The sequence below is a fragment of the Devosia sp. LjRoot16 genome (assembly GCF_964252795.1).
Taxonomy (GTDB): domain Bacteria; phylum Pseudomonadota; class Alphaproteobacteria; order Rhizobiales; family Devosiaceae; genus Devosia_A.
Genome location: NZ_CAXUPH020000001.1, coordinates 14,943 through 41,787, shown reverse-complemented (window position 1 = coordinate 41,787; position 26,845 = coordinate 14,943). Strand labels below are relative to the sequence as shown.

The window sequence follows — 26,845 nt, the reverse complement described above, 5'->3', positions numbered from 1 at the left end:
GATGGGGGAGGGGCCGGTGCCCAACAGAGTGCTATCAGGCGAAATGCCTACCCTGGATAATCCACCTGCATCTCCGGCCGAGCCGCAACGAACTCGGGCAGGTCGCGACATGAGGCGTCGAGCGCTTCGAGCCGCGGGTAGGGGGCGAGGTCGCAGCCGAAGCGTCGGGCATTGGCCATTTGCGGCACGAGGCAGGCTTCGGCAAGGCCAGGGGTCTCGGTGAAGCCGTAGCGGGTCGGGCGTGTCCGACGCGCCAGCGCCGTCTCGAGGCTCTCGAACGCCGTGGCGATCCAGTGCCGGTACCAGCCGTCGATCGCAGCCTCACTGGCGCCGATCGGGCCGGCCAGGTACTTGCGCACCCGGTTGTTGTTGATCGGGTGCACATCCGCCGCGATCAAAAGCGCGAAGGCGCGTGCTTCGGCCCGATCGAATGGATCGGCCGGCAGCAGGGGCGGGTCGGGATAGAGCTCATCCACCAGCCCGATGATCGCCAGCGATTGCGCCACGATCCGCCCGTCGATCTCCAGCGCCGGCATCAACCCCTGCGGGTTGATGGCGCGGTATGCGGGAGAACTGGCCGAGGGCACCGGCACATATTCGTAGCCGATGCGCTTGAGGTTGAGCACGATCCGCACACGCTGGCCGGCGGAGTTCTGGTAGCGGGAATGAAGACGGAGCTGCATGGCGACAAGCTTGGCTGGAGCCGTTGTCACAGTCCAGCGGTTTGGAGACTTGCCAGCTGTTTGCAGACTTGCCAGCGATTTGACAGACTCGACAGCGCCGATATCTTGCGAAGGCAGGGCTGGTGCAGCCCGCCGCTCGCACCCTCACGGGAAAGGTGAATGCACCACCACCAAGCGGGTTTGACCTTCAACGGACAGCCCGTCAGCAATGCGAGCACTGACCCCACGCGCTGTCCGCCAGAGGATCAGACCATGCATTCCTTTCTCGACTCCAAGCATATGGCCAAGGCGCTGCGCCAGGCCCTCGCCGAACGCGGCCAGGAGATTTCGCACTCCGACGCGCTCGAACTGGTCGCCCGCCAGTATGGCTTTGCCAACTGGAACATGCTCGCCGCTCGCATCGAGGCAGCGCAGCTGGCGCCGCTTGAGCTACCGCCTGGCTGGCATGTCGCCGGCCACACCAATGAGGGGAACTATCGCCTTGGCATCGATCCGAAGGCGCCGGGCACCGCCTTGATCGAAAGCCGCCCGGACCGGGACCAGGCGATCGATCGCGCTGCCGGCGAGACGGCGGTGCTGATGCAGTCGATCCTCGCCGACCCCTATCGCGGCAGCCGGCTGCGGCTGACGGCGGAGCTGCGTAGCGAAGCGGCGGAGACCGCGACGCTCTGGATGCGTGTCGATCCGGCCGAGGGAAGGTACCTGCACTTCGACAACCTGCTGCAGCGGCCCGGTGGTCCGCTTGCCGGCACCCTCGGCTGGACCGAGCGGCAGATCGTCCTCGATGTGCCCGAGACAGCGGCAACCATCCACTACGGCTTCTTCCTGCGCGGCAGCGGCAAAGCCTGGGCCCGCCGCTTCGCCCTCCATCCCGTTGGGGTGGATGTCGCCACCACCGAGCCCGGTCCTCGCTACCTGAGCCGCCCAACCAATCTCGATTTCGGCGGCGAACAGCCGGTGGCTTGATCCGGTTGACTTCGTATCGCCGAAGGTGAGACTGAGCGGCAGGCCCGTGCAGCCTGCCGCTCGCACCCTTTGGGGACGGTGAACCGCGCGACTTCATCCTTGTGGTTTGACCTCGGGCAAGCCGTCAGCAATGCGAGCACTGACCCTTCTTGCTGCCCGGTGAAAGGTCCAGACCATGCATAGTTTCCTTGACGCCAAGCAGATGGCCCGTGCGTTGCGCCAGGGCCTTGCCGACAGGCAACTCGAACTCAGCCATTCCGATTGCCTCGAGCTGGTGGCGCTGCAGTTCGGCTTTGCCGACTGGAACAGGCTCGCTGCCCGCATTAACGCCGAAGCCCAGCCGCCGGCGCTGCCGGCGGGCTGGACGCTCACCGGCATCGGCCGGGGCAACGCCTATCGGGCCGGGCTCGATCCCGACCTGCCGGGCGCCATGCACGTCGCCTCGACCAGCCCCAACGACATCGTCGACGTCGATGAGTTCGGCGGGCTGATGCGCACCATCCCCGCCGCCCCTTGGCGCGGCAAGACGGTTCGGCTCGGCGCCGAACTGATGGGCAAGGCCGTGGAGCGCGGCGCCATCTGGCTGAAGCTCGACGCCGCCGACGGCCGCCCGATCAATGTGGCCAACAATCCGGCGCGCGGCGATTTCGGCTGGACCGGCAGCGAAGTGGTGATGGCAGTGCCCGAAACGGCCGCACTGATCCGCTACGGCTTGCAGCTCGCCGGTGGCGGCGAGATCTGGGCGCGCGGGTTTCGGCTGGAAGAGGTGGTGCCGACAGTGGCGTGACACTTGCGGTGGATGGCCCAGACCCGCCACCCCACCGGTGTCATCCCAGCGAAAGCTGGGACCCATTCATCCACTTGCGTTGCGGCGAGTTGGGTCCCAGCTTTCGCTGGGATGACATCGAGTGTGGTGCGCCTTTGGTGCCTCCCTCAGGGGAGAAGAAGGCAGAGGCCTCAGCCGCCGGCGCCAGTGAGCGTCAGGTCTCCGCTGATCAGCTTGTTCGAGCTGACCTTGGCGGTCGGGCGTTCGCGTGGCAGCTCGAGGCTGGCCCAGACGCTCACCAGCGCGTGGCGGAGCTCGATGATCATCTCGTCGGTGTGGAGCGGCGTCGGCGTGATGCGCAGCCGCTCCGTGCCCTTGGGCACGGTGGGGTAGTTGATCGGCTGGATGTAGATGTTGTGCTTTTCCAGCAGCATGTCGCTCGCCGCCTTGCAGAGGCGCGCGTCACCGACGATCACCGGCACGATATGGGTGTCGGTCTTCAGCACCGGCAGGCCGGCATCACCAAGGATATCCTTGGTCAGCTGCGCCTGGCGCTGCTGGCCTTCGCGCTCTACCGAGGAGAGCTTGAGGTGCTCGATCGAGGCGCGCGCCGCGGCGCACAGCGCCGGGGGCAGGGCGGTGGTGAAGATGAACTCCGGCGCATAGGAGCGAATCGCGTCGATGATCGCCTGGTTGGCGGCGACATAGCCGCCCATCACGCCAAAGCCCTTGGCGAGCGTGCCCTCGATGATATCGATGCGGCCCATCAGGCCCTCGCGGTCGGCAATGCCACCGCCGCGCGGGCCATACATGCCCACCGCGTGCACTTCGTCGATATAGGTCAGCGCGCCGAATTCCTCGGCGAGGTCGCAGATCTCGGCGATCGGCGCCACATCGCCATCCATCGAATAGACCGACTCGAAGACGATGAGCTTGGGGCGCTTGCGATCGACCGACGCCAACAGCTCACGCAGGTGCGCTACGTCGTTGTGACGGAAGATCTTCTTTTCCATGCCCGACTGGCGCACGCCCTGGATCATCGAGGCGTGGTTGAGCTGGTCCGAGAAGATCACGCAATCGGGGAGCAGCCGCGCAATGGTCGAGATCGCGGCCTCGTTGGAGACGAACCCCGAGGTGAACACCAGCGCTGCTTCCTTGCGATGCAGGTCCGCGAGCGAACGCTCGAGCTCGACCAGCGGCCGGTTGGTGCCGGAAATGTTGCGGGTGCCGCCGGCGCCGACGCCGAGTCGCGCTGCAGTGTCCTGCATGGCCGCGATGGTGACCGGGTGCTGGCCCATGCCGAGATAATCGTTCGAGCACCAGATGGTGATCTCGCGCTGGTTGTCGGCACTGTCCCGGAAGATGGCCCGGGGAAACCGCCCGGCAATTCGTTCGAGATCGGCGAAAACGCGATAGCGCTTTTCCTGCCGCAAGGTGTCGACGGCGTCCTCGAAAAACCCGCGATAGTCCATAGTTCCACTCTCGTAGCGCAGGCCTTTCGCCTGCTGGCGACCTCACCGGTCAAGGAGATAGCTATTCCCCAGACCCGGGCATTGACATAGGTCAATTCGCCGCGCGGCGGCTTATACAAGTCATTGGCCGGGCTGCAGCTTGCCGGTGCAGCCTGGAACCATCCTAAACAATGGCGCCTTCGCTGCCAATCAAACAGATGTGCGCAACTCGTCGCATCTGCCTTATCCGACTGGTGATATTCTGCGTTCAGAATGGGTTCAGCGCGATCGTGTCACTGCGCTCGCTAGGCCGTTCGACGTGGGATTAACGGCCCCGATGCCTTTCCGTTGACCCGGTTCCGGCGTCCGCTACTATCAACCTTACGGAAACAGGGGGATCCGCCATGAAGAGCTTCTCTTCGTCCAGCTTCGCCAACGACCATGCCGAGGTGCTCGACCTGGCGCTTGCCGCCGTTAACAAGCATCCGCAGGCGCTGTTCACCGATTTCCAGTGGTTCCTCTACGAGGCGCGCGACACGGTGTTCTTCACCGCCGCTTCGAAGTCGCATTTCGACAAGGAATCGCTGGGCAATCTGGTCGCCGACATGGTGGCGCTGGCCCCGCAGCTGAGCCACGGCTTCGTCGGCGCCCGGCCGGGCCAGCCGTTCCCCAAGCACCTGCTCGATGCCATCACCCATGTCGAGGAAGTCGACGAGTTCGACGGCTATCCCGACAAGTGGGTGTCGAAATCGCCCGATATCTTCGAGCGTGACGACCTGCCGCTGTTCCGCGTCTCCGCGGTGGTCCGCCGCAGCGGACCCGACGAGATGGGCCGCGCCTCGATGATCCAGGTGCGCTCGAGCCACGCACTGCTCGAAGGCTCCGATTCGGCGCTGCTCACCCGCTCTGCCTCCGCCGGCCATGGCGTGATGAGCGATAAATCCAACAAGGTCGGGCTCGGCGCCCGCATCAAGGGCACGCTGCGTGGTTGGGGCATGACCTTCATGTACGTGACCCTCGCCAACATCCTCGCGCCGCCGGACAAACCGTGGGGCTTCAAGACCCTGGCGCTGAAGCGCCACCGGTTGCGGCTGCTCGCCAATAAGCTCGGCGTGCGCCAGCGCTCGCTGATGTTCGCGCTCGTCACCCACGCCCTCAACGGCGAGGGTGAGGACCGGCACATGTCGAAAAAGGTGATCGGCGCCGCCTACACCATGCTCGATGGCAAGCGCCACGATGCCGATGATGATTTCTTCCGCGTCCGGGCGCTCGAAGCCAAGTTCGAGGTGATCGACGATTTCGTCGCCTATGTCCGCAAGGTCGACGACACCATCGACAAGATCGAGAAGAAGGACATCACCAAGTTCCAGGTGATGATGAACTCGATGTTCAAGGCGCTGCGCGGCCTCAACCGCATCGCGCCGTTCCTGCCCGGCAAGCGCTTCTGGCGTTTCAACGGCGGCATCCACATCGTGCTCACCCTGGTGCCGCCGCACCGCACCTATGGCCCGATGACCCATGGCATGATGGAGCCGATCTACTGCGGCGCCTGGCACCCGGCCGCCAATATCTGCACCTTCTGTCCCGGCCGCGAGTACATCACGCTGAACTTCTCGATGGAAACCCGCCACATCGCCAATGTGGAAAAGATCGAGCAGCTGCTGCAGAAGGTCGAAGCGATGGACGTCGCCCCGACCGGCAAGGTGATCGTCGAAGACGACACCGTCTGAGCCAAGGCGAGATAGCGCAGATACCCACCGGCCATCATCCCGGCGAGAGCCGGGACCCACTGCTCGGACGGTCGGTCCGGATGCAACCCCTCCGATCCTTCACAGCAAGGTCGGCACGGTTGTGCCGGTGGATGGGCCTGAGCACTGGGCTCCGGCTGACGGCCGGTGGTTGTCGGCCGGTCGCTGTTGCTGTTGATCGCCGCCACGCGTCACCACCATATCCCGCTTCGGCGGCACCCCGTCCTCGCCGCCCACCATCGGATAGCTGAACAATGGCGCTTGAACTCATCAACCCCAGCGATCTCCCCGTTCCACAAACCTACACCCAGGTCGTTGTGGCCACCGGCAGCAAGTTGGTGTTCATCGCAGGGCAGGAGCCCGAGGATATCCATGGCAAGCTCGTAGGTCGCGGCGATCTGGCGACCCAAGCACGACAGGTTTTCGACAATCTCGGTCGTGCCCTCTCTGCCGCCGGAGCTCGGACCGACCAGGTCACCAGGATCAACATCTATGTCGTCAACTACGAGCGCGACGCGTGCCTGCCGATTATCGAGCAGGCGCGGGTTGCACTGTTCGGCGATCACAAGCCGGCAGATACGGTCCTCGGCGTCGCTACGCTATCACCCGGCTATCTGATCGAGGTCGATGCAATCGCGGTCGTCGATTGACCGTGAGTGGGGACGAGGGCCACTCAGCCCCTGAACCCACCCAGCTTCGCCACCACCATATCGTGGTCCGACAGCACCTCGCCGTCGTCGGCCAGCGACGGCACGATGCGGCTGTCCTCCACCAGCAGCCCGCGCGTCAGGAACCAGTCGAGCTTCCACGTTCCCCGTGGGCTGCGGCTGACCCGGCTCGGGCGCGTCGTGGTCTGGCCGATCGGCCCACCATGCCGTTCGAAGCTGCGGCCATAGGCGTGGGCGAACAGCGTTTCCTTCTCGAAGTCGCCGCCATCGGCGAGCCCGGTATTGAGGTCGCCGCCGATGATCACCGGCGCGGCGCCGGCGAGTTCGTCGATCGCGTCGATGAGGCGCCTCACCTGTGCTTCGCGATATCCAGCATCGCCGCGGTTCTCGAGATGCACCGACACCGCATAGAGCGGCCCCTCGGTCGTCTCAACCGCCGTTGCGATGGCGCAGCGCGTGCCCACCCGGCGGGCCGGACTTTCCGGCGTGAACCAGTGCCCATGCGGCTCGAGCCGGATCATCACCGGCGCCTGCAACGCCGCCTTCGACAGCAGCGCGTTGCCGTGAAAGCCATGGCGGTTGAAATCGTCTTCGCAGAACTCGAGCTCCACTTCGGCGCCGAGCTCCAATTCGAGGAATTCGACCCCGAAGGCGTAGTTCATGCCGAGTTCGACCGCGATGTCACGTGAGGTGTGCCGCTGGCCGGTGCGCGCCATGCCGTTGTCGACTTCCGACAGCAGCACCAGTTCTGCGCCTTCGCGCTGCAGCACCGCGGCGGACTTCTCGACATTGTAGCAGCGCTCAAGGTTCCAGGCGGCGACGGTCAGCGGGAAGGCCAGCACGTCGCCGCGTTCGGCGACCGGCACTTCGACGCGCTGCAGGCAGGCGAGGCCGGCGAGGGCCTCGGCATGGTTGGCCTCGGTCCGCTCCAGCGCGTCCAGCCGGTCGCGCTCGGCCTGCGGCGGCCCTTGCAGCAGGGCAATCTGGGCGGGTTTGACGAGATCGAGAGACATGGGTGTTGGCACTTGGTCAGCGAGGAGGGGAACGCCTCCCCTAGCCAGCCGATATGTCGTCCCGGTGACAAATCGTGGGTTGGCGTAACCCGGAGCGCTTTCAGGAAAAGTTGCAGACTTTTCCGGTTCGAAAGCGCGACAAATCAACGATCTGGTGCGTATCGCCGTTTCATCGAAACGGTGAAACGCACCGGCGTACGGATCGCGCCTTGTCGCGCGCCTAACCGCGCGCTAAATCCCCCGCCAATACTGTTTCCCGGGGGTTTCCGTGTCTGAATATGCAATCTATCCCAGTCTCAAGGGCATGCCGGTGATCATCTCCGGCGGCGCTTCGGGTATCGGCGAGGGCATGGTCCGCGCCTTCGCGGCGCAGGGCAGCAAAGTCGGCTTCGTCGATATCTCTGGCGAGGCGGGCGACAAGCTGGCGGCCGAGCTGAACGCAGCCGGCGGCACGGTGAGATTCACCCGCTGCGACGTCACCGACATTGCTGCCTACCAGGCGGCCATCAAGGGTTTCGAGGCGGCACACGGCCCGACCCTGGCGCTGGTCAACAACGCGGCGAACGACCACCGGCACGATATCGCCGAGGTCAGCCCCGAGGATTGGGACAAGCGTATCGCCGTCAACCTGAAGCACGCCTTCTTCGCCGCGCAGGCGGTGGCCCCGGGTATGGTCGCCGCCAACCGCGGTTCGATCATCAATTTCGGCTCGGTCAGCTGGATGACGCTCTCGGCGCAGCTCACTGTCTACACCGCCGCCAAGGCCGCCATGCATGGCATGTCGCGCTCGATGGCCAAGGAGTATGGCCAGCATGGCGTGCGCGTGAACACCCTGGTGCCGGGCTGGATCATGACCGAGCGGCAGCTTTCGCTCTGGGCCACTCCCGAGGCGATGGCCTCGCTCGACCAGCAGCAGGCGCTGAAGGGGCGGCTCTACCCCGAGGATATCGCCCGCATGGTGCTGTTCCTCGCGGCCGACGATTCCAAGATGATCTCCGCTCAGGATTTCATCGTCGATGGCGGCTGGGCGCACGGCTGATCGGCCGCAAACGACTGCTTCAACACGGGGCGTTCATGATCTAGTCTCGCCGCGGGCAAAGGCGGCGAGGCGACACCTTGCTGCCGCAATCGGTGGCGAGAACGTGCGCCACACCTACGGGGGACTCGATGAAATCCAAGATACTGATCGCCGGCCTCGCGGCCCTGTCGCTGAGCGCCTGTACTTCGATCAATCCCTATACCGGCCAGAGCCAGCTCTCCAACACCACCGGCGGCGCGCTGCTCGGTGCGGGCGGCGGCGCCGTGGTCGGTGGCATTATCGGCGCGGCGACCGGCGCTGACCCGCGTGTCGCGGCGCTGATCGGCGCCGGCGTCGGCGGCCTCACCGGGGCGGCCATCGGCAGCTATATGGACCAGCAGGAGGCCGAGCTGCGCGCCCAGTTGCAGGGTACCGGGGTTTCGGTGACCCGCGTCGGCCAGCAGATCATCCTCAACATGCCGTCCAACATCACCTTCTCCACCGACTCGGCGACAGTGCAGCCCAAGTTCAGCGAGACGCTGATCTCGGTGGGCCTGGTGCTGAAGAAGTTCAACAAGACCGTCATCGACGTCTATGGCCACACCGACTCCCAAGGCTCGGACAGCTACAACCTGGAGCTGAGCCAGAAGCGCGCCACGGCCGTGGCGACCATCCTCGCCAGCCAGGGCGTCGACCAGCGCCGCTTCTACATCACCGGCAAGGGCGAGGAGGATCCGATCGCCTCCAACGGCACCGAGTCGGGCCGCGCGCAGAACCGCCGCGTCGAAATCCAGCTCTCGCCCATCCAGGGCTGAGTTCGGCGACATCGAGATCGAGGCCCGGGCATCTCCCGGGCCTTTTTCATTGCCCGGCGGTCGTGGCCGCTGGCGCGGTGGCCGGCGAGCGGGTGGTGCTGGCGAGCAGCTGGAAGCCGAGGAGGATCACCGCCACGATCCCCAAGCCGATCAGTCCGCGTTTCCACCAATTGGTCGGCCCGGTGCCGCCGATGCTCTCCTCGACATCGCGCGTCACCCTGAGGGTGGAGTTCTCCGGCAGCGAGATCGGCTGGCCGTTTTCGTCGATCAACTGATCCACTCGCGCCACCTTGGGCGTTCGTCTCACGTCGGCACTCATCGCATCTCCCTCCGATGGTGATCGAACAAGTAGGTCCTGGCCGCTTGGTTCCCTGAACGCGCTCCTCAGCGCTCGTTCAGTCGGCCCGGCGCACGGTCGGAACCATAGAACCAGCCGAGAGGACCAAGACCATGCTCCGCATTGCTCTGCTTTCCGCCGTTCTCGTCACTGCCCTTGGCGCCGCGCCCGCCTTTGCCGAGCGCAACAACGGCGACAGCATTCCCCCGAACTGCACGCTCGACCCGTTCACCAAGAAGCTGAATTGCCACATCTGGCCGACCTGCACCCTCGATCCCTTCACCGGCAAGATGAACTGCCCGGTGCCCAAGGCGACAATCCGCAAGCAGAACTGATCAGCCGCGCACAATGATCGGTGTCCCCACCGACACGCGTGAGTAGAGGTCGATCACGTCCTGGTTGATCAGCCGCACGCAGCCCGACGACACCGCCTTGCCGATGCTCCAGTACTCGCGCGTGCCGTGGATCCGGTAGATGGTGTCGACGCCGTTGCGGTAGATGTACATCGCCCGTGCGCCCAGCGGATTGTTCATGCCGCCGGGCATGCCGCCGGCGAACTCGCGCGTTTCGGGCTGCCGCTGCATCATCGAGGCCGGCGGATACCAGGTCGGCCATTGCGCCTTGCGCCCGATACTGCCGCGCCCCGACCAGGTGAAGCCGTCGCGCCCGATGCCGACGCCGTAGCGGATGGCGGTGCCATTGTCCTGCACCAGGTAGAGAAAGCGCGCCGAAGTCTCGACCACGATGGTGCCGGGCTTCTCGCCAGTGGGATCGTCCACCTCGGTCCTCAGATAGCGCTGGTCGACCTTATTGAGGTCGACGGCCGGCACCGGGAATTTTTCCTCCGGCATCGCACCGTAGATCTGCAGGTAATAGGGCGAGATAATCGCCGGCAGCAGGTTGGGGACCGTCACCTGCCGATTGCCGATGGTGGTCGAGCAACCGGTCAGCGCCAACCCGCCGAAACTCGCTGCACCCAAGAGAAAGGCCCGCCGCGACGGGCCGTTATTGCCGATCGTCTTCGCCTGCACGGAACTCGCCCCCTGAAAGGCTGCCCACCAGAGCTGATTACTACCTCAGCTTGCGCACCATTATGGCTCAGGCAAGTTGCCTGTCGATCAATTTATCGTTCGGCCCCACGCCGCCCGCGCCAGGTCGCGCAGCTGCAGCGACTCCGCCCAGCGGTCGGTGAGGTCGGTTCCATCAGCCCCGGCGATGGCGTAGGGCTGCGGGCCGAGCTCGCAGAGGAAGCTGAGCTCCGCATCCGCGCCGGCCCGGTTCTTCCAGTCGGCAAAGCCGTTGCGCCACCAGGTGCCGAACTGCTCGAGCCACGGGGCATGCTGGGGAAACGACAGCGGCAGCTGCACCTGCTCGCTGCTGGCGACCCGGCCGTGAAAGGCCCAGCAATGCTCGAGGATCGTCGTCATCTGCGCTTCGATTTCCTCGGGCACCGGCAAGGCGATCTCGCGGCCGACCACGTAGTGCGAGAGGTCGCCGAGCAGCTTCAGCTCGGGCAGGGCAGCGATCAGGTCGAGGGTGAAATGCAGGTCGTTGGTCATCCGGTCGCGATGCGTCTCGACATAGACCGGGAACGGCACCTGCTCGGAAAGCTTGAGCCAGCCCTCCGCCACTCGCACCGCTTCGGCCAGCGTCCGTGGGCGGAGGTTGGGCTGGATGTTGATGTGGTGCACGCCATAGGCCGCGCCCCATTCGAGCACCGGCAGGAGGCTGTCGATATCGGTGGGAAAGCACAGACCCTCGACCACCAGCCCGGCGGATTTCGCCAGCCGGCCCGCCCGCTGCGCCATCTCGGGATCGATCCACTGGGTGCCGAAGCCATCGAACCCGGCATTGGCGATGATCTCGACATTGGCCTCGAGCGAGCGCTCGCGCGGCGCCCCCTTGAGGCCGATCATGGTCCACAGCGATTGGAGGACGAGGAGTTTCTGCATCGTGGAGCTTCCGGAGCGTGATCAGGAAAATCGATTGCGCGACAAACAAACTGAGCGGGATCGAGGAAAGTGGCGAACAGCGGGAGCTAGATCAGCACCACGCTTTCCTGCTCGTTGGGATCGGTTCGGGCGATGATCGCCCGCGCCATCCTGTTGGTCGGGTTGAACGGCTGGTGCGGCACGCCGGCGGGGATGTAGACATAGTCGCCTTCGTTCACGACATCGGTGAACTCGAGGTTCGGCCCGTGCCGGAACGAGGTCGAGCCCTCGATCTGGAAGATCGCTGTCTCATGCGCCTCGTGATAGTGCGGCTTGGCCTCGGCGCCGGGCGGGATCACCGCCATGTGCATACAGATGCCCTTCGCGCCGGCCGACTGCGCCGAAACACCGGCGAAATAGTCGAGCCCCTGCTTGCCGCGGAAGCCCTCGCCGCCCCGGATCACCTTGCACTCAGCCGCCATGACATGTCCTCCGCCATTGAGCGGCACCGTAGTGAACGGGCGTCACAGCAGCAAGACGGTGGTGAGGTTACTCCAGCCGGTGCGTGGGGCGCCCCCACCCAGCGACGCTAGTTCGCTTCGCTCACAAGCTTTGCTGCCCTCCCCACAAGGGGGAGGGAGACGATGGAACCGAGATGTCGGCGTGAGGGTCTCCCTCCCCCTTGTGGGGAGGGATCAAGGGTGGGGGTGGGCCACACGCTCGGAACTCAGCGTCCCTCCGGCCCGCTCGGCCGCTGCGTCAGCACCACATCCAGTTCCAGCAGCCGGCCCTGCCGCAACAGCTGCAGCCGGACGCGCCGGCCGATGGCGTCGGCGGTGAGCATCCGCAGCAGCGGACCGGGGCCTTCGACCGGACGACCGTCGAGGCTCAAGAGCACGTCGCCCTCACGCACCCCGGCCCGGGCCGCGGGGCCATCGACGACGATCGAGTGCAGTACTGCCGCCGTCTGCGTGCCGACATGGGCGGCGTCGGCCACCCGCCGCGGCAGGTTCACCGTGTCGGCCGCGACGCCAAGATAGGCGCGCCGTACTCCGCCATGCTGCAGTACTTCGCCCAGCACCAGCTTCACCGTGTTGCTGGCCACCGCAAAGCAGATGCCCTGCGCCCCTGATATCATCGCCGTGCTGATCCCCACCACCTCGCCGAGGCTCGAGACCAGTGCGCCGCCCGAGTTCCCCGGATTGAGCGCCGCATCGGTCTGGATCACGTCCTCGATCGGCCGCCCGGAAGGCGAGCGGAGGCTCCGCCCGAGCGCCGAGATGACGCCGGCGGTAACCGTCGACTCGAACCCCAGCGGGTTGCCGATGGCGATGGCGATGTGGCCGCGCTTGAGCTCGCTGCTGTCGCCCAGCGAAGCGATCGGCAGCGCACTGCCATCGACCTTGAGGATGGCGAGATCTGTGTCGGGATCGGCGCCGAGCACCCGCCCGGCCAGCCGCTGCCCGTCGGGCAGCGCCAGATGCACGTCCTTGTGGCTGCCGACAACGTGCGAGTTGGTGACCACCAGCCCATCCTGCGACAGCACCACGCCCGAGCCGTGGCCCTTGCCGTCGGTGGTCACCATGCCGACGGCCGGCCCGACGGTCTCGGCGACCTCGGAAACGGTGAGCGAATAGACATCGAGCAGACGTTGGTCGGTGGGGAAGGGCAAGGGCTGAGCCATTGGGATGCTCCGGCAGTTTCGTGTAGCGAGAAATGTGGGTTTCGCGGTCGCCGCCCGCGATCCTGCCCATATGGGGAGCTTTCGAGGTGCCGGGTCCGGGAGCAAGTTTTCGCCAGCATCCGCAACAGGCCACTCACATGTCCTTCCCCGAACTCCAGGCGCTTTCCGCTTCCCTTGCGGCGCTCACCGCCGGCGTCGCCCCCCGCATCATCGCTCTGCAGGGCCGTGATGGCCGCGAACTCTCGGGTTTCATCTGGCGCACCGGCCTTGCCATCACCGCCGATGAGGTGCTGGAGGGCGACGACGAAATCGCCGCGCTCGGCGCCGATGGCAAGCTCGCCACCGCCCAGATCATCGGCCGCGATCCCAGCACCGACGTGGCGCTGCTTAAGCTCGATACCCCAGAGTTTGCCGACTGGACCCACGCCGCCCTGCCGGCGCCGGGCTCGTTGGCAGTGCTGGTCGGACGCGGTGAGGACTCGGTGTTGTCGGGCCTCGCCTCGGTCACCGAGGTCGGCTCGGCCTGGCGCAGCATGCGCGGCGGCGAGATCGATGCGCGCATTACGCTCGGGCTTCGGCTCTCGCCGCGCAGCGAAGGCGGCGCCGTGGTAGCGCCCGATGGCAGCCTGATCGGCATGGCCGTTACCGGGGCTCGCCGCCGCACCATCGCCATTCCGGCTTCGACCATCGCCCGCTCGGTGGCGACGCTCAGCGAGAAGGGCTATATCCCGCGCGGCTGGCTCGGCGTCAGCCTCCATCCACTCGCAGCGGCTGGCGGCGCCATCGTCGTCGGTCTCGAGCCGGCGAGCCCGGCTGCCAATGGGGGCTTCCTTGTTGGCGACATAATCACCACATGGGGTGGAGCAGCGGTGCATTCGGTCAGCGATATCGCCGATCGCCTGAACGCCGGCACCGTCGGTAAGACTATCAGCTTGGGAGTGCAACGCGGTGGCAGTGCATTGGAACTCGAGATCACTATCGGCGAACGTCCGCGGAGCTGAAGCTTCGGTTGGGCAGTCCGTCCTCGGCGGGCTGGTCCTCGGCGTCGCCTTCGATCTCACCGACCCGGCCCTCGAACAGGTGCTCCGCACTCTGATCGCCGGCCGTCATGACCTTTACGAAGCCGACGCCGAAGAGGCGGCGGTCACCATCACCGATCGCCCGGCTGCGCTGGGCGGCGTCACCGGTGCGCACCGCGTGCTGCGCGTCGGCGCCGACGAAGCGCGCCGCAACGCCATCGACAGCCTCGATCCCGGCCTGATCCTCGCCGCCGCCCTGCTGATCGGCGCCGGCTATGCGCTGGAGCGCGAGACGGTCGAGCGCGCCAGCAACGAGCGGTTGCCCGCCTCTCTCCTGCCGCGGCTCAGCCAGCGCGAACGCCAGGTCGCGGAACTGCTGGTCGATGGGGCCTCCAACAAGGTGATCGCCCGCGCACTCGATATCTCGGTGCACACGGCCAAGTTCCACGTCACCGCGATCCTCGAAAAGCTCGGCGCCCGCAACCGCGCCGATGCGGTGTCGATCATCCTGCGCGAAGGCTTGGTGGCGATCTGACCTAGCTCCCCTCCTAGCGGACGCGTAGCGCCGGGGGGAGGGAGGCGACAGCTGAAGCACCGTGCCAAATATCTAGTGCTGCCCCGGCGTCATCAGCGTCGAGAAAATCCGCCCGATCAGGTTCCGCTCGGCGGGCTTATCGACATGCTCGTGGTTGAGCTCCACCAGCAGCGCCGAGGTGGCGTCGAGCCGCTGGCTCTGCAACTGGGCGATCCTGAGCGCCAGCTCCGGGTGCTTTTCGAGGATGCGCATGGCGTCGCGCACCACCCGCACCTTGCTGTCGCGCTCGGCCCGGACGGTGGCGCTGTGCGGCCGGCCGAGCAGCACCGACATTTCGCCGATCATTGCGTCGGAATGCTCGATCGTCGCGATCGCCACCCCGTTCCGCTCGACCACGAACTTGCCGCTCTCCAGCACGTAGAGATCGCGCCCGGGCGTGCCCTGCGTGACCAGCTCCTCGCCCTTGGCGACATCGAGCGTCGGCGATGAATAGGTGAGTGTCAGCAGGCTGGCCATGGTTCATCCCCGCATGAATAGGCAGCGGAGCCTAACCCGTTGCGGGCGCGCCATGAAGGGCCATTCTACACCATGCGCAGCAGCACATCGGCGACCAGGTGATCGCTGCCCTTCTTGAGGATCAGGTCGGCCCGCGTCCGCGTCGGCGCGATATTGTCCATCAGGTTGGGCAGGTTGATCGAGCGCCAGTTGTCGAGGCCGAACTTCCCCGCCTCGTCCTTGCTCATGTCGGCATAGCGTTTGAAGAACGAGTCGGGGTTACGGAACGCCGTCTCCCTCAGCCGGAAAAAGCGCTCGAGATACCAGGCTTCGAGATCCTCGGGGTCGGCGTCGATATAGATCGAGAAGTCGATGAAGTCCGAGGCATAGAGGATCGGCGTGCCGGCCTTGCCCGGTGCCCCCGGCTGCAGGATGTTGAGCCCCTCGACGATCAGAATGTCCGGCTGGTCGACGATCAGGTGCTCGCCCGGCACCACGTCATAGACGAGGTGGGAGTAGATCGGCACTTCGAGCGCCGGCGTCCCCGATTTCACCGCCGCCAGGAACGCCACCAGCCGCGCCCGGTCAAAACTCTCCGGAAAGCCTTTGCGCCGCATCAGCCCGCGCTCGATCAGCGTGGCGTTGGGGTGGAGAAACCCGTCAGTGGTGACGAGATCGACCTTCGGGCTCGACGGCCAGCGCTGCAGCAGCGCCCTCAGGATGCGGGCCGTGGTGGATTTGCCCACCGCCACGGACCCCGCGACGCCGATGATGAACGGCACCTTCGGTGCCCCGGTATTGAGGAAGCGCTGCGACACCCGATGCAGCCCCTGGATCGCCTCGACATAGAGCGAGAGGAGGCGCGCCAGCGGCAGGTAGACCTGCTCGGCCTCTTGAAGCGAGATCGGGTCCGACAGGGCGCGGAGCCGCATCACGTCGTCGGCGCTCAGCGTCATCGGCTCGTCGGCGCGCAGCGCCACCCATTCCGCCTTGCTGAAGTGGTGGTAGGGGGAGAGTTCAGCCGGCTGCGTCATGCGCGCGTCGGCCCGCCATTGAGCCGCGCGGCGATCACCTTTGCCAGTCGCTCCGCCACTTCAAGCTTGTCCAGCTCGGGCCACGCCTGGGCGCCCGCGGCGCTCAAGAGCGTCACCTTGTTGCGGTCGCCACCCATGGCGCCACCTTCGGCCGAGACGTCGTTGGCGACGATCAGGTCGGCGCCCTTGCGCCTGAGCTTGGCCTCGCCATTCGCCACCACATCGCGCGTTTCGGCGGCGAAACCGACGACGATCCCGGGGCGCTGGGCATGGTGTCCGACTGTCGCGAGGATATCGGGGTTCTCGACCATGCTGAGGCTGGGAACAGCGCTTGTCCCCGGCTGCTTCTTGATCTTGTCGGCGGCGACGCTGTCGACCCGCCAGTCCGCCACCGCGGCGACGAACACCGCACCGTCGACGGGCAGGGCGCTTTCTACGGCGGCCAGCATCTCACGCGCCGTCTCGACATGCGTGGTGGCGACGCCATCGGGATCGGCGATCGATACCGGCCCGGTGATCAGCCGCACGTTTGCCCCGAGCTTCGCCAGCACCGCGGCGATGGCGTGCCCCTGCTTCCCCGACGACCGGTTGGCGATGTAGCGCACCGGATCGATCGGCTCGTGCGTCGGCCCCGAGGTGACGATAAATGTCTTGCCCGACAGCGGCGTCGCCCGGGCCAGTTGCTCGACAATGGCCGCGAGGATCTCCGCCGGCTCGGCCATCCGGCCTTCGCCGGCCTCGCCCGCTTCTGCCATCGCGCCAGACTTCGGCCCGATGAATTGGACGCCGTCGGCCAGCAATGTCGCGTGGTTACGCCGGGTCGGCGCCGCCGACCACATCAGTGGGTTCATCGCCGGCGCCATCAGCACCGGCTTGTCGGAGGCGAGCAGCACGGCGCTGGCGAGGTCGTTCGCCGCGCCAGTCGCAGCCTTGGCCATCAGGTCCGCCGTCGCCGGCGCCACCACGATCAGGTCGGCCTCGCGCGACAGCCGGATATGGCCGACATCGTGCTCGTCATTGCGATCGAACAGGTTGGTGAACACCCGGTCGGCGCTGAGGGTCGCCACCGAAAGCGGCGTCACGAACTCGGCCGCCGCCGCCGTCATCACGCAGCGCACCTTGGCGCCTTCGTCACGCAGCCGCCGGATCAGCTCCAGCACTTTGTAGGCAGCGATCCCGCCGCCGATGATCAGCAGCACCCGCCGATTTTGCAGTTTCATGCTGAGCTACCACCGCATCATGAGACGGCTAGCCCTCTACACGATCTGCCGGCGCCCTCATACCCACCAAAGGGCGACCGAGCTATTCACTGCTCGCTGGACTGGGCCGTGTCGTAGCGCCGGGGTTCCGGCGCTGCGCGTCAGTCCATGTGCACAAATGTCCTCGCGACAGGATTGAACGCGCGCCGCGTGAGATCGCGCTATTAGGCAGGAAATGACGGGGGAACCACCCTCCGTGTCCTGCCTCTTGGAGCGATGTGCACATGGATCGTGCAGCCTATTTCCGTTACGCCGGCGAAAACGCCCGCAACGTCGTGTTTCCGCTCGGCGGCATCGGCGCCGGCTCCATCGGCATCGGCGGCGATGGGCGTCTGCGCGACTGGGAAATCTACAACCGTCCCAGCAAGGGCAGCGTCAACGGCTTCTCGCACTTCGCCGTCAAGGCCGAGCGCGACGGCAAGGTGCTCGATACCCGGGTGCTGCACGGCCCGTTTCAGGGCTCGCTCACCGGCGATTACCTCGGCAAGCACTTCAACTCGTTTGGCTTCGGCGTCCGCCGTGAGCACATGGCGGGGTTCCCGAGCTTCGAGGCGGCGACGCTCTCTGGTCCCTATCCGGTGGCGACCCTCGATTTCGCCGATAAGCGCTTCCCGGGCACGGTGAAGCTCGAGGCCTTCAGCCCCTACCTGCCGATGGAGAGCCGGCTCTCCTCGCTGCCCGTGGCGATGTTCGAGTTCACCTTGGCCAACACCACCGCGGAGCCGATCGACTACACGCTGTTCGGCTGCCTCGGTTTCGAGTTCAAGGACCAGGCTGGTGTCACCGCCAGCGCGCCGGATGGCCGCACCGCGCTGACCGGGCGCTCGGCTTCCGACCGCAAGTCGATCCATTACAGCGAGCTCAGCATCACGACCGACAGCGCCGAGACCAGCTATCAGCGCCATTTCTTCCGCGGCAGCTGGTTCGACGCGCTCGAGGTCTACTGGCAGGACATCAACCGGCCCGGCAGGCTGAAGGACCGCTTCTACGACGATGCCGCGACGCATCGCATGTCGGGCAGCCGTGCCGTGGCCGAGCACTCGACGCTCGCCTCGCACGTCACCATCCCCGCCGGCGAGAGCCGCACACTGCGCGTCGCCATCGCCTGGTACGTGCCGAACGCCAGCAAGTACTGGGTGTCGCAGAACGCCCTGATCGGCGAGCCCAAGGATATCCCCAGCGTCTGGCGCAATTATTACGCCACGCAGTGGCCGAGCGCCGACGCAGTCGCCGCCGAGGCCTTCGCCGGCTGGGATCGCCTGGCGAGCCAGACCAAGCGCCTGCAGGCCGAACTGCTCGCCTCGACGCTGCCGGATCCGGTGCTCGACGCGGTGTCGGCCAACCTCTCGATCGTCAAGACCGCCACCGTGCTGCGGCTCGAGGATGGCACCTTCTACGGCTGGGAGGGCTGCCACCCCGATGCCGGCTCGTGCGAGGGCAGCTGTACCCACGTCTGGAACTACCAGCAGGTGCTGCCCTTCCTGTTTCCCGACCTCGAACGCTCGATGCGCGAGGCCGATTTCTTCAACAACCAGGTACCATCGGGCGGCATGGCGTTCCGGCTGGCATTGCCGCTCGGCATCGGCACCTCGAACGACCGGCCCTGCGTCGATGGCCAGTTCGGCAATGTGCTGAAGGCCTATCGCGACTGGAAGCTTACCGGCGACCTCGCCTGGCTGCGCTCGATCTGGCCCGAGGTGAAGGCAGCCATCGGCTACGCCTGGCACCCCGACAATTACGACAAATGGGACCCGGAGAAATCCGGTGTGCTCACCGGCCGCCAGCACCACACGCTCGATATGGAGCTGTTCGGGCCGAGCTCATGGCTCAACGGTTTCTACCTCGGCGCACTGCTCGCCGGCTCGAAGATGGCCGAAGCGGTCGGCGAGGCCGACACGGCAGCCGAGTTCGCCGAGATCTACGCCCGCGGCCGGAGGTGGACGCACGACAACCTGTTCAACGGCAGCTACTTCATCCAGGACGTTGACCTCGAGGACAAGCAGCAGCTGGCGCGCTTCGAATCCAAGCTCGGTCAATCCAATTACGTGCGCGGCTCGATCTACGACCTCTACTGGTCCGACGAGCACGGCCAGGTGAAGTACCAGGTCGGCGAAGGCTGCGAGATCGACCAGGTGCTGGCCCAGTGGCATGCCGGGCTCTACGGGCTGGGCGACGTGTTCGAGCCCGAGCAGTTTGCCTCGGCGGTGCGTGCCGTCTACCAGCACAACTTCAAGCGCCGGCTCGGCGACGAGGCCAACCCGTGCCGCGTCTTCGGGCTCGAGAACGAGGCCGGCACGCTGATGTGCGCCTGGCCAGAGGGCGCGGTGCGCCCGGCGATCCCAGTGCCCTACAGCCAGGAATCGATGCACGGCTTCGAATATGCCTTCGGCTGCCAGCTGATGATGATCGGCGAGCTGGACAAGGCCATCGAAGTGTTCGCCGCGGTGCGCGACCGCTATCGCGGCCACAACCGCAACCCCTTCAACGAGATCGAGTGCGGCTCGAACTATGCGCGCTCGATGGCGAGCTATGCCGCCGTCCTGGTGCTTTCGGGCTTCGGCTTCGACCTCAGCGAGGGCCGCATCGCCTTCGCGCCCAAGCTGATGAGCGAGGGCCGCTTCCGCTCGCTGTGGTCGACCGGCACGGCCTGGGGGAGCGTCGCCATCGATGATGGCGAGGCGCGCCTCACCGTCATCGGCGGCACGCTCGAAGTCGCCGAAATCTCCATCTGCGGCCACGTCTTCAAGGCCGAAGCCACCGATCATTTCGGCGGCAAACCCGAGCGGCGAGACGGCCGCTCGATCTTCAACCCCGGCATGGGCTTGATGCTCCGCCATGCGGGGATCGCCGTCAGCAACCAACCGGACATCGCCCAATAAAAGCTTAGCGCCAACAGGGAGGACCCTATGCGCACCCGATTGACCCTCAGCGTCATGGCGCTTGCCATGGCCGCATCGCCCGCGCTCGCCCAGCCGGCGGCCGATATCACCGCCAAGCTGACGATCTTCCAGCCGGTCAACCAGCAGATGATCGACTCGACCGACAAGGCGATCGCCCGCTTCAAGCTGAAGTATCCCAACGTCACCATCGAACCGCAGTTTGTGCCGCAGCCCTCCTGGGGCGAGTACAACACCTCGTTCATCAACCAGGTGGCGACCGGCGCGGCGCCCGACATCATGTTCTCGGCCATCGAGGGGTTTGCCGAGACCGCCAATCGCGGCCTGCTGCGCGACCTGGGGCCGCTCATCGACGCCGATCCGACCGCCAAGGCGGTGCTCGACGAGCTCGACCCCAACCTCCTCGACGGGATGCGCACCCGCTCCACCGGGCAGCTGAACTTCTTTCCCACCGAGTGGAACAACATCGTCGTCTATTACAACAAGGACATGTTCGATAAAGCCGGCGTCGCTTACCCGGCGGATGACTGGACCTGGGCCGATTTCCGCGAGACGGCAAAGCAGCTGACCATCGCCGATGCCAATGGCAACGTCACCCAGTACGGCTATTTCGTGCCGGGCTTCAATTTCGGCCTGACGCCCTGGTTCCTCACCAACGAGGCGAGCGTGCTCGATGCGGATTGGAAGCAGTCGGCCGTCGCGACCGACAATTTCCGCGAGACGTTGCAGTTCCTCCATGACCTGATCAATGTCGACAAATCCGCCCCGGCCTTCGAGTCCGGCGTCGGCGACAGCAAGTTCGTCGCCGGCCAGGTGGCGATGTTCTCGGCCGGCCACTGGCCGATCCCCGAGATCCGCGCCAGCGGTTTAACCAATGTCGGGGTGCAGATCATGCCGGTGAACAAGGTGAAAACCACCGTGTTCGGCATTGGCGGTCTCGCCGTCACCAGCGCTTCGCAGAACCCCGAGCTCGCCTGGGAATTCGTCAAGGAAATGACCGGCAAGGAGTTCCAGACCGAGCTCGCCGATTCCGAGCGTTCGATCCCGTCCTGGCGCAGCCTTGCCACCACCGACAAGTACCTGTCGTTCCCCGACAACGCCGCGATCTTCTACGGCTCGGCCGCCACCGCCAAGCCGGTCGCCTCGCCGCCGAACTTTGCCCAGGTCGAGGAGATGACCATGCGTTACGTCGGCGCCTACCTCAACGGCAACGAGGACCTCGATACCACCATCAGCGGCCTCGACAGTGAACTGTCGCGGGCCATGAAGCGCGCCTACAACTGACGCTTGACCCGGGGCGCCCGCTCGGGCGCCCCCTCTCGCCACCGGCGGAGGACACCATGGCAACCCTCAGGCAACGCGAAACGCTGGCAGCCTATGGCTTCCTCGCACCGGCCTACCTCATCTACCTGCTGTTCCTGGCCATCCCGATGGTCGCGTCGCTCCTGCTCTCGGTGCTGGAAGTCGACCGGCTGACCCTCGCCACCCAGTTCGTCGGCTGGGCCAACTTCGACTGGGTGCTGACCGACCCGCGCTTCTGGAAAACCTTCGGCAACACCTTCTACTTCATCGCGCTGGCGGTGGTGGGCAATGTCGGGCTCGGTCTGGGCCTCGCCGTGCTGCTCGACCGCAACATCCCGGGCCCGCTGCTCTATCTGTTCCGTCTCGCCTATTTCCTGCCGGTGCTGGTGTCGCTGGCTTTCGTCTCCTTCATCTGGCGCTTCATGTTCTCGTTCGACCTCGGCGCCATCAACTACTACATCCGCATGCTCGGCCTGCCGCCGGTCGGCTGGCTCACCGACAAGAACGTCGCCATGTTCTCGATCGTCATCATCGACGTGTGGAAGAATGTCGGCTTCTTCGTCATCATTCTGCTCGCCGCGCTGCAAGGCGTGCCGCGCAACCTGATGGAAGCCGCGCGCATCGATGGCGCTTCGCCCTTCACCGCGCTCAGGCGCATCAAGCTGCCCTACATCGCCCCGGTGATCCTGTTCTGCGTCACCTACGCCACCATCGGCGGGCTCCAGGTCTTTGACTCGATCAAGATCATCACCGATGGCGGGCCGGGCGATTCCACCCGCTCGGTGGTGATGTACATGTTCTCCGAAGCCTTCAGCGCCGGCGAACTGGGCACCGGCGCTGCTTCCGCCCTGACCCTGCTCGTCGTCATCGCCATCGTCACCGCCATCCAGCTGACGCTCGGCCGTCGCTTCGCCGGGAGATAGCCATGAGCCTTGCCCAAGCCTCCGTCACCGCCCGCGTCCATTCGGCCACCAAGGTGATCGATTGGCGCAACCTGCCGGTGATGATCGTCCTCGGCATCGGCGCCATCTTCATGCTGCTGCCATTCCTGTGGATGTTCGCCACCAGCATGCGGCCGGCCAGCGAGGCCTACCAGCTGCCGCCGAGCTTCCTGCCGACGCGGCTCAACTTCGATGCCTATGCCGCGGTGCTGGATTCGCCGCTGCCGTTCCTGCGCATGTATCTCAACAGCTTCATCGTCGCGGCAGCCACCACCATCGGCGTGGTGGTCAGCAGCGCCATGGCGGCCTTCGCCTTCTCGCGGCTGCGCTTTCCCGGCAGCTCGCTGCTGTTCGGTCTCTTACTGGTCGGACTGATGGTGCCGCATGCCCTGGTGGTGATCCCGCTGTTCTACGGCATGGCCGCTGCCGGACTGCTCGATAGTCTGTGGTCGCTGATCCTGCCGGGTCTCGCCTCGCCGCTCGCCATCTTCATGATGCGCCAGTTCATGGAAGGCCAGCCGCGCGAATATGAGGAGGCCGCCTTTATCGACGGCGCCAGCTACTGGACCATTTTCTGGCGCATCTCGCTGCCGCAGATGGGCCCGCCGATCGCCGCGCTCTCCATCATCGTCTTCACTTCGAGCTGGAACAACTTCCTGCTGCCGCTGATCTTCGTGCGCAAGTTCGAGGTGATGACGCTGCCAGTGGGCCTGCTCGGCCTGTCGGATTCCTTCGGCGCGCTGTCGCTGTCGGTTATCATGGCGGCCGTGACCATGTGCGTGCTGCCGCTGCTCGTGGTGTTTCTCGTCGCCCAGCGCTTCATCGTCGAGAGCATCGCCAGCACCGGCATCAAGCGCTAAGCGGAGACCATCATGCTCGGATCGCAAATCCTCGATCTCAACACCTCGATCAGCGGCGCCGATATCGGCGTGCCCGAGATCAAGACCTTCGGCTTTGCCACGTTCCAGAAGGCGATGGCCACCACCGACAGCTGGACGTCGCATGGCGGGCCGGAGCTGGTGTTCGTCATTGAGGGCGAGGCCTGCTGGGAACTGGAAGACGAGGCGCTGGTGCCAGTCTCGGGCGGCCAGTTCGCATTGTTCCCCGCCGGCAAGAAGCACCGCATCGTCAACGGCCTCTATCCGCCCAGCCACTCGTTCTGGATCGTCATGGCCAATGCCACGAACGTCGCCGATCCGGCGCTGCTGACCCGCGACGGTTTCCGCGACTTTCAGAACTATCTCGGGCGGCGTGGGCTGACCCACGACATCGAGGCGCGCTGCATGGATGCCATCGGCGAGCTGCACCGGCTGATGAGCGACCCGCGCATCTATACCGGCTCGAGCCTCCTCATTGCCGAGATGCGGGCGGCACTGCACACCGTGCTGATCGAGGCCTGGAAGGCGCAGGATAAAAAGCTCGCCGACCGCGACAACAGTGCGCTGATCGATGATTTCCTCGAGGTGCTGCATTCCGACCCCGACACCGAACTCAATATCGGCGAGGTGGCGACCCGGCTCGGCTATTCGCGCAGCTACCTGCACAACCGCTTCCGCAAGGAAGTCGGCATGTCGCCCAGCGACTATGCGCAGCGGCTCCGCATCAAGCGCTGCTGCACCCGGCTGGCGACCACCAGCGAGCCGGTGACCGACATCGCCGTCGAGTTCGGCTTCGGCAGCTCGCAATACTTCTCGCGCGTGTTCAAGAAATACCTCGGCACCACCCCATCCGAATACCGCCAGCAAATGGCGATCAGGGAGCACTGACATGGCGACGCTCGCCCTTCGCGACATCCGCAAATCCTTCGGCAAGCATGAGGTGATCCACGGCGTCAGCCTCGACGTGAAGGATGGCGAGTTCGTCGTCTTCGTCGGTCCCTCAGGCTGCGGCAAATCCACCATGCTGCGGATGATCGCCGGGCTCGAGACCATCACCGAGGGCCAGCTGCTGATCGATGGCACGGTGATGAACGAGGAAACCCCGACCCGTCGCGGCATCGCCATGGTGTTCCAGAGCTACGCGCTCTATCCCAACATGACCGTCTACCAGAACATGGCATTCGGCCTCGAACAGGCGAGGCTCCCCAAAGCGCAGATCCGCGAGTTGGTGCTGGAAGCGGCAGAGACGCTGAAGATCGAGCCGCTGCTGCAGCGCCGCCCCGGCCAGCTCTCCGGCGGCCAAAGCCAGCGCGTCGCCATCGGCCGCTCGATCGTGCGCAACCCGCGCATCTTCCTGTTCGACGAGCCGCTCAGCAACCTCGATGCGGAGTTGCGCGTCCACATGCGGGTGGAGATCGCCAACCTCCACAAGCGCATGGGCCGCACCACCATCTACGTGACGCACGACCAGGTCGAGGCGATGACGCTCGCCGATACCATCGTGGTGTTCAACGAAGGCCGCATCGAGCAGGTCGGCACCCCGCTCGATCTCTACAACAAGCCGGCCAACCGCTTCGTTGCCGGCTTCCTCGGCTCGCCCCGGATGAATTTCCTCCAGGGCAGGGTGGCCGAGACGGTGTCCGGTCCCTGTGTCGAGGTTCCCGGCGGCGTGCTGCCTTTGCCGCAACCGGCTCGGCAGGGCGAAACCATCGAGATCGGCATTCGCCCCGAGCATCTCGAAGTGGTAGCCCCCGAGGGCGCCGCGGCGCGGGCCCGGGTGCAGTTCACCGAGCAGCTGGGCGGCGAGACGTTCCTTTATTGCGATGTCGGCGAGGCGGCCGAACCGGCTCGCATCGTCATCAGGCGTCAGGGCCAGCAGCGCTTCGGCGACAACGAGGTGATCGGGCTGGCGATCGGGGCGTCCGACGTCTATTGCTTCGACAGCAAAACCGGCGCTGCCCTCGCCGCCTGAGAGACCTAAGACCAAAGAACCTCACCAGATCCATGACCCGCATTACCGGCCTTCGCACCTACGACCTCCGCTTCCCGACCTCTGCCTCGCTCGATGGCTCCGATGCGATGAACCCGGACCCCGATTACTCCGCCGCCTATGTGGTGCTGGAGACCGATGGGGCACTCGAGGGGCACGGCCTGACCTTCACCATCGGTCGCGGCAACGAGGTGGTGGTGGCGGCGATCGAAGCGCTGCGCGATCGCGTCACCGGGCTTGAACTCGATGGGATCGCCGAGAACCCCGGCCGCTTCTGGCGCCATGTCACCGGCGACAGCCAGCTGCGCTGGATCGGTCCGGACAAGGGCGCCATGCACCTCGCCACCGGTGCCGTGGTCAACGCGGTGTGGGACCTTCTCGCCAAACAGGCCGATAAGCCGGTCTGGCGCTATGTCGCCGACATGACGCCCGAGCAGCTCGTCTCGATCATCGACTTCCGCTATCTGACCGACGCCATCACCCCGGATGACGCGCTGGCGATCTTCCGGCAAGCCGAGGTGGGCAAGGCCGAGCGCATCGCCGAGCTCGAGCAGAATGGCTACCCCTGCTACACCACGTCGGCCGGCTGGCTCGGCTATTCCAACGAGAAGCTGACCCGGCTCGCCACCGAGGCGGTGGAAGCCGGCTTCTCGCACATCAAGATGAAGGTCGGCCGCGACCTCGCCGACGATATCCGCCGGCTCGAGATCGTCCGTTCGATCATGGGCCCCGATCGCTACCTGATGATCGACGCCAACCAGGTGTGGGAAGTGGGCCAGGCGATCGATTGGGTGAAGGAGCTCTCCCGCTTCAAGCCCTATTTCATCGAAGAGCCGACCAGCCCCGACGATATCGAGGGGCATCGGAAGATCCGCGAGGCCATTGCCCCGGTTAAGGTGGCGACCGGCGAGATGTGCCAGAACCGTATCCTGTTCAAGCAGTTCATCACCCGCGGCGCCATCGATATCGTGCAGATCGATGCCTGCCGCATCGGTGGCCTCAACGAGGTGCTGTCGGTGCTGCTGATGGCCGCCAAATACAACCTGCCGGTGTGGCCGCATGCCGGCGGCGTCGGGCTCTGCGAATATGTGCAGCATTTGTCGATGATCGACTATCTCGCCGTCTCCGGCACCAAGACCGGCCGGGTGATCGAATATGTCGACCACCTGCACGAGCACTTCCTCGATCCCTGCGTCATCGAAAAAGCCGCCTACATGCCGCCAAAGCGGGCCGGCTTCTCCATCGAGATGAAGCCCGCCTCGATCGCGGCCCATCGTTTCGGCTAGTTTTTTTCGCCAAAGCCTGGAACCCACATCGGGCTAAGGCGTTTTGTATGTGCGATCCGTGAACACTCGAAAGAGTCGATCAGATTGCAAAGCGGCAGGGAAGCAGATGAAAATCGCTCCCCTGCTGTT

Annotated in this window: 27 protein-coding genes; 16 read left to right on the top strand and 11 right to left on the bottom strand. The window is 65.6% G+C overall.

Going from position 1 to position 26,845, the window contains the following annotated elements:
- Window positions 1–47: 47 nt before the first annotated feature.
- A complete protein-coding gene (maiA, locus tag ACSQ23_RS00215) occupies window positions 48–683 on the bottom strand; it encodes a maleylacetoacetate isomerase (protein WP_056002475.1) in 636 nt (211 codons plus the stop codon).
- Between the two features lie 252 nt (window positions 684–935).
- Between maiA and ACSQ23_RS00210 the strand changes: the two genes are divergently transcribed.
- Entirely contained in the window at window positions 936–1,649 is a 714-nt protein-coding gene (locus ACSQ23_RS00210) for a glyoxalase superfamily protein (RefSeq protein WP_436089342.1), read from the top strand.
- A 175-nt stretch (window positions 1,650–1,824) separates the two neighbouring features.
- Window positions 1,825–2,436 carry a glyoxalase superfamily protein gene (locus ACSQ23_RS00205; RefSeq protein WP_436089341.1) on the top strand — a complete coding sequence of 204 codons (612 nt, stop codon included), beginning with the start codon at window positions 1,825–1,827 and terminating at the stop codon, window positions 2,434–2,436.
- A 170-nt stretch (window positions 2,437–2,606) separates the two neighbouring features.
- Here the strand turns inward: ACSQ23_RS00205 and hemA are convergent, their stop codons facing one another.
- Window positions 2,607–3,887 carry a 5-aminolevulinate synthase gene (gene hemA, locus ACSQ23_RS00200; RefSeq protein ID WP_055887529.1) on the bottom strand — a complete coding sequence of 427 codons (1,281 nt, stop codon included), beginning with the start codon at window positions 3,885–3,887 and terminating at the stop codon, window positions 2,607–2,609.
- A 383-nt stretch (window positions 3,888–4,270) separates the two neighbouring features.
- Here hemA and ACSQ23_RS00195 point away from each other — a divergent pair, with 383 nt between their 5' ends.
- Together ACSQ23_RS00195 and ACSQ23_RS00190 are read left to right on the top strand one after the other, a co-directional pair.
- Window positions 4,271–5,596, top strand: a complete 1,326-nt coding sequence (locus ACSQ23_RS00195) for a hypothetical protein (protein ID WP_055887526.1) — start codon at window positions 4,271–4,273, stop codon at window positions 5,594–5,596.
- A 272-nt stretch (window positions 5,597–5,868) separates the two neighbouring features.
- Window positions 5,869–6,264, top strand: a complete 396-nt coding sequence (locus ACSQ23_RS00190; protein ID WP_436089340.1) for a RidA family protein — start codon at window positions 5,869–5,871, stop codon at window positions 6,262–6,264.
- 23 nt (window positions 6,265–6,287) lie between these two features.
- Here ACSQ23_RS00190 and ACSQ23_RS00185 read toward each other — a convergent pair whose 3' ends face one another.
- A complete protein-coding gene (locus ACSQ23_RS00185; protein ID WP_436089339.1) occupies window positions 6,288–7,295 on the bottom strand; it encodes an endonuclease/exonuclease/phosphatase family protein in 1,008 nt (335 codons plus the stop codon).
- A 268-nt stretch (window positions 7,296–7,563) separates the two neighbouring features.
- Between ACSQ23_RS00185 and ACSQ23_RS00180 the strand changes: the two genes are divergently transcribed.
- Both ACSQ23_RS00180 and ACSQ23_RS00175 read left to right on the top strand, forming a co-directional pair.
- On the top strand, window positions 7,564–8,334 hold the full coding sequence (locus ACSQ23_RS00180) for an SDR family NAD(P)-dependent oxidoreductase (RefSeq protein ID WP_436089338.1): 771 nt from the start codon (window positions 7,564–7,566) through the stop codon (window positions 8,332–8,334).
- A 128-nt stretch (window positions 8,335–8,462) separates the two neighbouring features.
- Window positions 8,463–9,128, top strand: a complete 666-nt coding sequence (locus tag ACSQ23_RS00175; protein ID WP_055887516.1) for an OmpA family protein — start codon at window positions 8,463–8,465, stop codon at window positions 9,126–9,128.
- A 46-nt stretch (window positions 9,129–9,174) separates the two neighbouring features.
- Here ACSQ23_RS00175 and ACSQ23_RS00170 read toward each other — a convergent pair whose 3' ends face one another.
- Window positions 9,175–9,447: a hypothetical protein gene (locus ACSQ23_RS00170; RefSeq protein ID WP_436089337.1), complete on the bottom strand. Its 273-nt coding sequence runs from the start codon at window positions 9,445–9,447 to the stop codon at window positions 9,175–9,177.
- A 131-nt stretch (window positions 9,448–9,578) separates the two neighbouring features.
- On the opposite strand from ACSQ23_RS00170, the gene ACSQ23_RS00165 reads away from it, so the two are divergent.
- Window positions 9,579–9,800 (top strand): hypothetical protein, encoded by a 222-nt coding sequence (locus ACSQ23_RS00165; RefSeq protein WP_056002469.1) that lies wholly within the window; start codon window positions 9,579–9,581, stop codon window positions 9,798–9,800.
- Here ACSQ23_RS00165 and ACSQ23_RS00160 read toward each other — a convergent pair whose 3' ends face one another.
- From ACSQ23_RS00160 to ACSQ23_RS00145, 4 genes are all read right to left on the bottom strand, one after another.
- The gene (locus ACSQ23_RS00160; RefSeq protein WP_436089336.1) at window positions 9,801–10,496 is read right to left on the bottom strand and encodes a L,D-transpeptidase; all 696 of its coding nucleotides are present in this window, start codon (window positions 10,494–10,496) and stop codon (window positions 9,801–9,803) included.
- A gap of 87 nt (window positions 10,497–10,583) precedes the next feature.
- A complete protein-coding gene (locus ACSQ23_RS00155) occupies window positions 10,584–11,417 on the bottom strand; it encodes a hypothetical protein (protein WP_055887505.1) in 834 nt (277 codons plus the stop codon).
- 86 nt (window positions 11,418–11,503) lie between these two features.
- Window positions 11,504–11,878: a cupin domain-containing protein gene (locus ACSQ23_RS00150; RefSeq protein WP_055887502.1), complete on the bottom strand. Its 375-nt coding sequence runs from the start codon at window positions 11,876–11,878 to the stop codon at window positions 11,504–11,506.
- A gap of 245 nt (window positions 11,879–12,123) precedes the next feature.
- Window positions 12,124–13,080: a S1C family serine protease gene (locus ACSQ23_RS00145; protein ID WP_436089335.1), complete on the bottom strand. Its 957-nt coding sequence runs from the start codon at window positions 13,078–13,080 to the stop codon at window positions 12,124–12,126.
- 137 nt (window positions 13,081–13,217) lie between these two features.
- Here ACSQ23_RS00145 and ACSQ23_RS00140 point away from each other — a divergent pair, with 137 nt between their 5' ends.
- Complete coding sequence (locus tag ACSQ23_RS00140) at window positions 13,218–14,081, top strand: S1C family serine protease (protein WP_436089334.1); 864 nt, start codon at window positions 13,218–13,220, stop codon at window positions 14,079–14,081.
- Window positions 14,029–14,634: a helix-turn-helix transcriptional regulator gene (locus ACSQ23_RS00135; RefSeq protein WP_055887493.1), complete on the top strand. Its 606-nt coding sequence runs from the start codon at window positions 14,029–14,031 to the stop codon at window positions 14,632–14,634. Before ACSQ23_RS00140 ends, ACSQ23_RS00135 begins: the two co-directional genes overlap by 53 nt.
- A 72-nt stretch (window positions 14,635–14,706) precedes the next feature.
- Here ACSQ23_RS00135 and ACSQ23_RS00130 read toward each other — a convergent pair whose 3' ends face one another.
- The 3 genes from ACSQ23_RS00130 to coaBC form a co-directional block, all read right to left on the bottom strand.
- A complete protein-coding gene (locus ACSQ23_RS00130; protein ID WP_055887490.1) occupies window positions 14,707–15,150 on the bottom strand; it encodes a cyclic nucleotide-binding domain-containing protein in 444 nt (147 codons plus the stop codon).
- Between the two features lie 65 nt (window positions 15,151–15,215).
- Entirely contained in the window at window positions 15,216–16,163 is a 948-nt protein-coding gene (gene coaA, locus ACSQ23_RS00125) for a type I pantothenate kinase (RefSeq protein WP_436089333.1), read from the bottom strand.
- Window positions 16,160–17,383, bottom strand: a complete 1,224-nt coding sequence (gene coaBC / locus ACSQ23_RS00120; protein ID WP_436089332.1) for a bifunctional phosphopantothenoylcysteine decarboxylase/phosphopantothenate--cysteine ligase CoaBC — start codon at window positions 17,381–17,383, stop codon at window positions 16,160–16,162. Before coaBC ends, coaA begins: the two co-directional genes overlap by 4 nt.
- 263 nt (window positions 17,384–17,646) lie before the next feature.
- Between coaBC and ACSQ23_RS00115 the strand changes: the two genes are divergently transcribed.
- From ACSQ23_RS00115 to ACSQ23_RS00085, 7 genes are read left to right on the top strand one after another with little or no spacing between them, the layout of a single operon-like run.
- A complete protein-coding gene (locus ACSQ23_RS00115; RefSeq protein WP_436089331.1) occupies window positions 17,647–20,301 on the top strand; it encodes a GH116 family glycosyl-hydrolase in 2,655 nt (884 codons plus the stop codon).
- Between the two features lie 27 nt (window positions 20,302–20,328).
- Complete coding sequence (locus ACSQ23_RS00110; protein ID WP_436089330.1) at window positions 20,329–21,603, top strand: ABC transporter substrate-binding protein; 1,275 nt, start codon at window positions 20,329–20,331, stop codon at window positions 21,601–21,603.
- Window positions 21,604–21,659: 56 nt separating this feature from the next.
- Complete coding sequence (locus ACSQ23_RS00105) at window positions 21,660–22,544, top strand: carbohydrate ABC transporter permease (protein ID WP_056002444.1); 885 nt, start codon at window positions 21,660–21,662, stop codon at window positions 22,542–22,544.
- Between the two features lie 2 nt (window positions 22,545–22,546).
- A complete protein-coding gene (locus tag ACSQ23_RS00100; protein WP_436089329.1) occupies window positions 22,547–23,422 on the top strand; it encodes a carbohydrate ABC transporter permease in 876 nt (291 codons plus the stop codon).
- 12 nt (window positions 23,423–23,434) lie between these two features.
- A complete protein-coding gene (locus ACSQ23_RS00095) occupies window positions 23,435–24,328 on the top strand; it encodes an AraC family transcriptional regulator (protein WP_055887469.1) in 894 nt (297 codons plus the stop codon).
- Between the two features lies 1 nt (window position 24,329).
- Complete coding sequence (locus ACSQ23_RS00090; RefSeq protein ID WP_436089328.1) at window positions 24,330–25,412, top strand: ABC transporter ATP-binding protein; 1,083 nt, start codon at window positions 24,330–24,332, stop codon at window positions 25,410–25,412.
- A gap of 32 nt (window positions 25,413–25,444) precedes the next feature.
- Window positions 25,445–26,716: an L-fuconate dehydratase gene (locus ACSQ23_RS00085; RefSeq protein WP_436089327.1), complete on the top strand. Its 1,272-nt coding sequence runs from the start codon at window positions 25,445–25,447 to the stop codon at window positions 26,714–26,716.
- The last annotated feature ends 129 nt before the right edge of the window (window positions 26,717–26,845 follow it).